Origin of the sequence: Pseudoalteromonas sp. OFAV1, assembly GCF_021532595.1 — a bacterium.
Lineage (GTDB): Bacteria > Pseudomonadota > Gammaproteobacteria > Enterobacterales > Alteromonadaceae > Pseudoalteromonas > Pseudoalteromonas lipolytica_C.
Map to the genome: position 1 here is coordinate 21582 of NZ_JAKGBG010000056.1, position 7105 is coordinate 28686.

General features: G+C 41.6%; 5 protein-coding genes. 4 read left to right on the forward strand and 1 reads right to left on the reverse strand.

What is annotated here, in order from left to right:
• Positions 1 to 62 precede the first annotated feature (62 nt).
• Together L1267_RS20735 and L1267_RS20740 are read left to right on the forward strand one after the other, a co-directional pair.
• Positions 63 to 1376, forward strand: a complete 1314-nt coding sequence (locus tag L1267_RS20735) for an adenylosuccinate synthase (RefSeq protein ID WP_135923272.1) — start codon at positions 63 to 65, stop codon at positions 1374 to 1376.
• A 112-nt stretch (positions 1377 to 1488) separates the two neighbouring features.
• Positions 1489 to 2097 carry a tetratricopeptide repeat protein gene (locus L1267_RS20740; protein ID WP_135923273.1) on the forward strand — a complete coding sequence of 203 codons (609 nt, stop codon included), beginning with the start codon at positions 1489 to 1491 and terminating at the stop codon, positions 2095 to 2097.
• Positions 2098 to 2147: 50 nt separating this feature from the next.
• On the opposite strand, the gene L1267_RS20745 is transcribed toward L1267_RS20740, so the two are convergent.
• Positions 2148 to 4004: a cation:proton antiporter gene (locus L1267_RS20745; RefSeq protein ID WP_135923274.1), complete on the reverse strand. Its 1857-nt coding sequence runs from the start codon at positions 4002 to 4004 to the stop codon at positions 2148 to 2150.
• 919 nt (positions 4005 to 4923) lie between these two features.
• Here L1267_RS20745 and proB point away from each other — a divergent pair.
• On the forward strand, positions 4924 to 6024 hold the full coding sequence (gene proB / locus L1267_RS20750; RefSeq protein ID WP_135923275.1) for a glutamate 5-kinase: 1101 nt from the start codon (positions 4924 to 4926) through the stop codon (positions 6022 to 6024).
• A partial coding sequence (locus L1267_RS20755; RefSeq protein WP_235383988.1) for a glutamate-5-semialdehyde dehydrogenase occupies positions 6021 to 7105 on the forward strand: 1085 nt, incomplete at its 3' end. The genes proB and L1267_RS20755, both read left to right, overlap by 4 nt.

Sequence of the window (7105 nt, forward strand, 5' to 3'; positions counted from 1 at the left end):
GGTGATCTTTCACCTCGTTTTCTGATAAAATCTCGTCCTAATTTTTTCTAAGTGAATTTGCAATGGGTAAAAACGTTGTTGTACTAGGCACCCAATGGGGTGACGAAGGTAAGGGTAAGGTAGTTGACCTCCTTACAGACAAAGCATCTTTAGTAGTTCGTTATCAAGGTGGTCATAACGCAGGCCATACTTTGGTAATCAACGGTGAAAAGACGGTTTTACACCTTATTCCATCGGGTGTATTACGTGACAATGTTAAGTGTGTGATTGGTAATGGTGTTGTTTTATCACCAGAAGCATTAATGAAAGAAATCGGTATGCTAGAAGAGCGTGGCGTACCAGTACGTGAGCGCTTATTAATTAGCGAAGCATGTCCGTTAATTTTACCTTTCCACATTGCATTAGATTTAGCCCGTGAAAAAGCACGTGGCGATAAGCCAATCGGTACGACAGGTCGTGGTATCGGTCCAGCTTATGAAGACAAAGTAGCACGTCGTGGTTTACGTGTTGGTGATTTATTCAACCCAGAACAGTTTGCTAGCAAGCTTAAAGAAGTATTGGAATACCATAACTTCACGTTAGAGCATTACTACAAAGTTGAACCAGTTGACTTCCAAAAGACATTTGACGATGCAATGGCTATCGCAGATATCTTAAAAGCAATGGTTGTTGATGTTACTGAGCTACTTGATCAAACGCGTTTAGCGGGTGACAACATCTTATTTGAAGGTGCACAAGGTACATTACTTGATATCGACCACGGTACTTACCCGTACGTAACATCGTCAAACACAACAGCGGGTGGTGTAGCGACAGGTGCTGGTTTTGGTCCATTACACCTTGATTATGTGCTAGGTATTATCAAAGCTTACACAACACGTGTAGGTTCTGGTCCGTTCCCTACAGAGCTTTACGACGGTCTTGATAAACAAGATCCAGTAGGTAAGCACTTAGGTGAAAAAGGTCATGAGTTCGGTGCAACGACTGGTCGTTTACGCCGTACTGGTTGGTTAGATGCAGTGGCAATGCGCCGTGCAGTTCAAATCAACAGCATCTCAGGTTTCTGTTTAACTAAACTAGACGTATTAGATGGTTTAGAAACATTAAAAATCTGTACTGGTTACCAGTTAGAAGATGGCACTGTAACGAACGTTACGCCATTAGCTGCTGAAGGTTACGAGAAAGTAACACCAGTATACGAAGAGATGCCTGGCTGGTCAGAAAACACAGTAGGTGCTACGTCAGTTGATCAATTACCGCAAGCGGCACTTGATTACATCAAGCGTATTGAAGAAATCACTGGTGTTCCAGTTGATATTATCTCTACTGGCCCAGATCGTGTAGAAACTATGGTATTACGCAGCCCGTTTGCATAATCGTCATAGTGACTGAAAAAGCTGCTTCGGCAGCTTTTTTTGTGCCCCAAATTCACTCTGGAATGATAATTGTATATTATTTGCTAAGACCGACTTTATTTAAGTGATTTTGATGCGTGTTTTATTGCCTTTAACATTACTCTTCTCAAGCCTAAGCATGGCTGAAGAGCCCATTACAGCTGTGCCTCTTTACACAGAGAGCGAGTTAATCGCTCTAATAAATAAAAACACCCATTTGGCACGTGTAAAGGCAGATGATTGCCAGTTAGTTCAAGATATCGAAGCGCGAGCCAATAAAATGGCGTTGCCATCGTATCAGTTCTTGTATGGTGACATGCTAGCGTATGCCGTATGTGTCGACCGAAATGTAGAACTTGGTGTCTACTATATGCGTAAGGCTGCTGAGCAGGGTCTAGCGGCCGCACTTGAGCAATTAGGGCGCTACTATGATGTCGGTCAATTAGTACAGCAAGATAAAGCAATGGCTGTAACTTATCTGCGAGAGGCATCTGCACAGGGGAATTTAAAAGCCCAGATGCGGTTGGTTAATTTGTTTAACCAAGGTTATGGTAGTCCGCGAGATTATGAAGATGCTTACCGTTGGTTGTTTCATTCAATGGTTGCTGATAAAGCCACCCATAAAAAAATTGAAGGCTTACTTGCTAAGCTTGCCGAAAAAATGCCTGACAGCGTCGTCGCCCGTGCTCGCTTGCCGATGTAGTCGGTATAATTGTGTGTAAAAAAGGCCAGTTTTAAACTGGCCTTTTGTTATTAATCTTCTTTTATCTCTTTATTTTTGCCGTTATTAGGGTCTTTTAAAACCGACATCTTTGGAGGCTGAAGCGCAACAATACGTTCACCTACTTGAGGAGCTTTTTCCATGTTGGTTGTGAACGGGCGAATTTTCACAGGAGAGTCATCGTCATCTGATTTTTCACCATGCAAAATAAACAGTGGAATTGCTTCGCTGTTTACTTCTTTGTATTGTTCCCAACTAAATTCTTCTGAAATCCGTGTGGCACTGACTTTGCCACCTTTTGCAATTAGGCTACTCAAGCGAGCATACGCACCATTATCGCCAAACAAAATTTGTCGAGACAAAAAGGTTGCACTGTCTTTGTTTGCTTTGGCGTGGTTAGTTGAAGAACGTAATGAAAACACATCCTTTTCGTCGAGCAGGTGCGAGAAGTATTGCACGCCTAATGCGTTGTGATGGCGGTTAGGCGAAAGCGCTAATACGCTGCGAATCGTCGTTAACGGTAAATAACGCTCAGCATGCTCAGATTGTGGATTACCATAGTAGCAAGGCAAACCATCCATACGTGCCATTTTACAGTTCTCCCATGCAGGGTCAGACAAGTGCACCGGAATATTTTGATCTTTTAAGCCACAGGCAATGGCACGAGCGACATGGTTTGCACCAATAATCAAAATGGTATTTGGCGCAGGTTGGCGCACTTTTAACAGCTTTGCCAGTGGCGTTGCTGTTAGGCTTTGTAGTACTACTGTTACGATAATCACTGTGAATATGAGTGGTACCATTTTTTCTGCATCAGCAATACCGGCTTCAACCATACTTAATGCGAAGACAGAACCTACCGCTGCGGCTACGATACCGCGCGGTGCAATCCATGACAGCACTAAACGAGACTTAATAGGTAAGTCCGTTCTAAACGTAGATATCGCGATACACGCTGGGCGAGCCACAAATAGCACAATAGCTAAGAAAATAAACACATCGCTGTGTAACATCATCAAATCAGATAATTGAAGGCGGGCTGCAAGTAAAATGAATAGCGATGAAATTAAAATCATCGATAAATCTTCTTTAAACTCAAGCACTGAATCAATTTCGAGTTCATCTTGGTTGGCAAGCCAAATACCAAATACTGTTACTGCTAGTAAGCCCGATTCATGGCTTAAGTGATTAGAGACGGTAAAGCTAATAAGTACTAAGGCTAGAATACCAAACTTGTGTAATTCAAATGGCAGCCACTCACGGCGAATAAGAAGCGTAGTAAGCCATCCGGCAACTACACCAATTGTCAAACCAACGCCTAAGGTTTTAAATAGCGCGATAATGGTATGGCTAAATACTTCACCCTGACCAACCAACATAACGGCTTCAAACACCAATACCGCAAATAAAGCCCCAATTGGGTCAATCACGATGCCTTCCCAGCGGAGGATACGGTCGATATCTTGGGTGGGCCTCATAGAGTTTAAAAGTGGCGCTATGACAGTAGGGCCTGTAACAACTAACACTGCTCCTAAAACAGCAGCAACACGCCAATTAAGCTCTAAAATCCAGTAGGCACTGAGACTTATGACCAGGCAGGTCGTGATCATCCCGATTGAACAGAGGTTTCGAACCACTTTACCAATGCCTTTAAGTTCTCGAAAGTGCAATGTTAATGATCCTTCAAACAGGATCACCGCCACACTTAAAGAGACGACAGGAAATAACAAGTCGCCAAGAAGTGCATCAGGCTCTAGCACACCACTAAAGGGTCCGAGTAATAAACCTGTTAGTAGTAAAAACAAAATAGCCGGTACACGAAACGCCCACGCTACCCATTGTGCCAATACTGAACACAAGGCGATCCCTGCTATAAAAATTGCTGACATAGAATGAATTATCCTTTAGTTACTACAACTTAAAAATACCAACACCTTAGATAATCGCGTTTCAAGACGATAATTAGTCGCTGACTTTCCAAATATAATGCTTGCTTATTAAAGCCTACTCACCGTCATGGATACAAGCAATCTTGTTGCTTCAAATACGATTTTAGTCGTTATTACTACTTTTTGGGGGTGTTTTGAAAATAAAACTTAGTTTGGCTCATTAAAAATTATTACATATCAACAAAAGACCTCTAACATACTGTTATTAAATGTGTATTTTCTGTGGTTATGGTAAGTATAAGGCTTATGACTACTTTTCGCACTTGATCTCTGCCCCTAATTTCCCGTATCATAGTTCGTGTTCAAACAATTTGATATCTAAATAGTTATTAGCGATAAGCACATTTTTTTTAGCTTTGATTTCAAAAAATCAGTTGTTTGCGACATTTTTAGTGTTTTATACACTTTGTTTTCAAATTAAATAGAAATGAACTTGTGTAGATTCAGCGTACATTTATTACGTGTTGAATATAATTATGGTTCATTATCTGGTCAATGTTTAGCTCCCATCGTGGCAGCTGAATCTCGGTCATACAATCTACACCCTATCTGCTGGTGTACCAGATTGTATAGGCTCTATGTATGTTGTTATTAATAAAAGCCGCACACAGCTTTTTACAGCGATACATAAACAACACTTATCTTTTTTATCAACTTATGGTTTATAACCGTTTGGTCTACTGACTGAATAAAAGTTGTGCTATATCTAATCGCAGTCGTTGCGTGGCATAGTCGTGTGTATAGATAAGTGGTTTGACAAAGTGATAATAGTCAGTGCGTTTAGTGATACTAATCGCGAGTCTTTTTATCAGTGGCATAGTGGCACTGAACAGATAGTAAAATGGAAAGTTGAACAGTTATGCAAAAGTTTAAATGGCGACGTATAGTATTAAAAGTTGGTAGCGCATTGATCGCACCGGAGCAGGACGGGTGTCGTTCTCGCTACTTACTAACCATTGCACAGTTCATCGTTCGCTGTCGTGCGCAAGGTATCGAAGTAATTTTAGTGTCATCGGGTTCGGTTGCTGCAGGTTCACACTTGTTTCCAAAGCAAGAAAAGCGCTCAGTGACAATGAAAAAAGCGATGGCAGCAGCCGGTCAAACCGAAATGATGGCAATGTGGGATCGCTTCTTTGATTTCCCATCTGCGCAAATTTTATTAACACACGGTGACTTACGTGACCGTGAGCGTTATACCAGTATACGTGAAACAGTATTTACTTTACTGGAGCACGGTGTATTACCTATTATCAATGAAAATGACACGGTAACAACCGATGATCTTAAAGTGGGTGATAACGACAACTTATCAGCCATGGTTGCTGCTGCGGCAGATGCTGATGCGTTAATGATTTTTTCAGATGTAGACGGTCTTTATAATAAAAATCCTAATTTACATGAAGATGCGGTACTACTTCCGGAAATCGAAAGCATTGATGAATCGATTTATGCAATGGCAGGCTGTGCTACAAGCGCAGTAGGTACAGGTGGTATGAAAACGAAAATTGAAGCGGCAGAAAAAGCGACTTCACACGGTATTACTACCTTTATCTTGAATGGTTTCAAAGAAGAAACATTTAATCGATTATTAGAGGGTGACAACCCAGGTACAATCTTCACACCTTATGAAAAGCCAATGCAAGAAGCTGTGCACTGGATGACACACACTGCAAATGAGCAGGGTGAGGTTGTTGTTGAAGGCTCAATTGACGAGTCAACCGAAGATGGTTGTATTCGCAGCGATGAGATCGTTGCAGTACATGGAGAATTTGGCGTAGGCGATACTATTTTAGTCCGCAGTGATGATGGTACGCGTCTAGCAAAAGCGACAGCGAATTACAGTAGCTGTTTATTGAATTTTATTGCTGACAACGAGCAAAGTGAATTTAGCGAAAAGATGCAAGATTCAATCGGCCCAGTTGTTTCAGAAAAAGATATCGCATTATTGGAGAAGTCATGAGTTTAATTACGGATATTTCGAGTCAAGCAGCTAAAGCGGCTACGCGGTTAGCCCTGCTTGATACTGCTACTAAGAATCAAGTTTTAACTGAGATGGCAGAGGCGCTACGTGAAAGCAAAGCCTTTATCATCAAAGAAAACGAAAGTGATTTAGCGGCAGCGCGTGATAATAACCTTGCTGCAGCTATGATTGACCGTTTAACGCTTAATGATGAGCGCATTGAGGCAATGGCTGAAGGTATTGAAGTAATTGTAAGCCTTGATGATCCAGTTGGTCAGTTACGTGAAATTTCAGAGCGTCCTAATGGTATTAAGATCAGTAAGATGCGTGTACCACTTGGTGTTGTGTGTATGATCTATGAAGCACGCCCAAATGTGACGGCTGATGCGGGTGCATTATGCTTTAAATCAGGTAATGGTGTTATTTTACGTGGTGGTAAAGAAGCACTTCGTAGCTCGCAAGCTATTGCAAGTGTGATGCACAAAGTACTTGAAAAGCATGGTTTACCGGCAGCGTTAATTTCGGTGATCCCAGATCCAGACCGTGGCTTATTGATGGAACTGATGCAACAGCGCGACACTATTGACTTAATCATTCCGCGTGGTGGCGAAGGTTTAATTAATTTTGTAACGGAAAACAGCACCATTCCAGTAATTCAGCACTTTAAAGGTGTATGCCACCTTTATGTAGATAAAGATGCTGACCTGAATGTAGCAATCAATTTACTATTAAATGGTAAAACTCAGCGTACTGGTGTGTGTAATGCTCTAGAAGGCTTAGTGGTACACCAAGATATCGCCGATGAGTTTTTAAATCTGTGTGCTGTTGTTCTTCGTCAAGAAGGCGTTAAAGTAAATGCAGATGCGAAAGCTGCCGAGTACTTTGATAATGCAACAGTACTTGCTGACGACGAGTTTGGTGAAGAATATTTAGATTTAGAAATCGCAATTAAAGTTGTACCTGACTTTGCTGGTGCCATTGATCATATTGCTAAGTTTGGTTCAAACCATACCGAAGTGATTTGTACTAAAGACAAAGCCGCTGCAGAGCTATTCCAACGTAGTGTAGATGCATCTGTGGT

Bases quoted from the DNA above. Each gene is read 5' to 3' on its own strand.
- L1267_RS20735 (WP_135923272.1), top strand. From the start codon at position 63: ATGGGTAAAAACGTTGTTGTACTAGGCACCCAATGGGGTGACGAAGGT.
- proB (WP_135923275.1), top strand. From the start codon at position 4,924: ATGCAAAAGTTTAAATGGCGACGTATAGTATTAAAAGTTGGTAGCGCA.
- L1267_RS20745 (WP_135923274.1), bottom strand. From the start codon at position 4,004: ATGTCAGCAATTTTTATAGCAGGGATCGCCTTGTGTTCAGTATTGGCA.
- L1267_RS20740 (WP_135923273.1), top strand. From the start codon at position 1,489: ATGCGTGTTTTATTGCCTTTAACATTACTCTTCTCAAGCCTAAGCATG.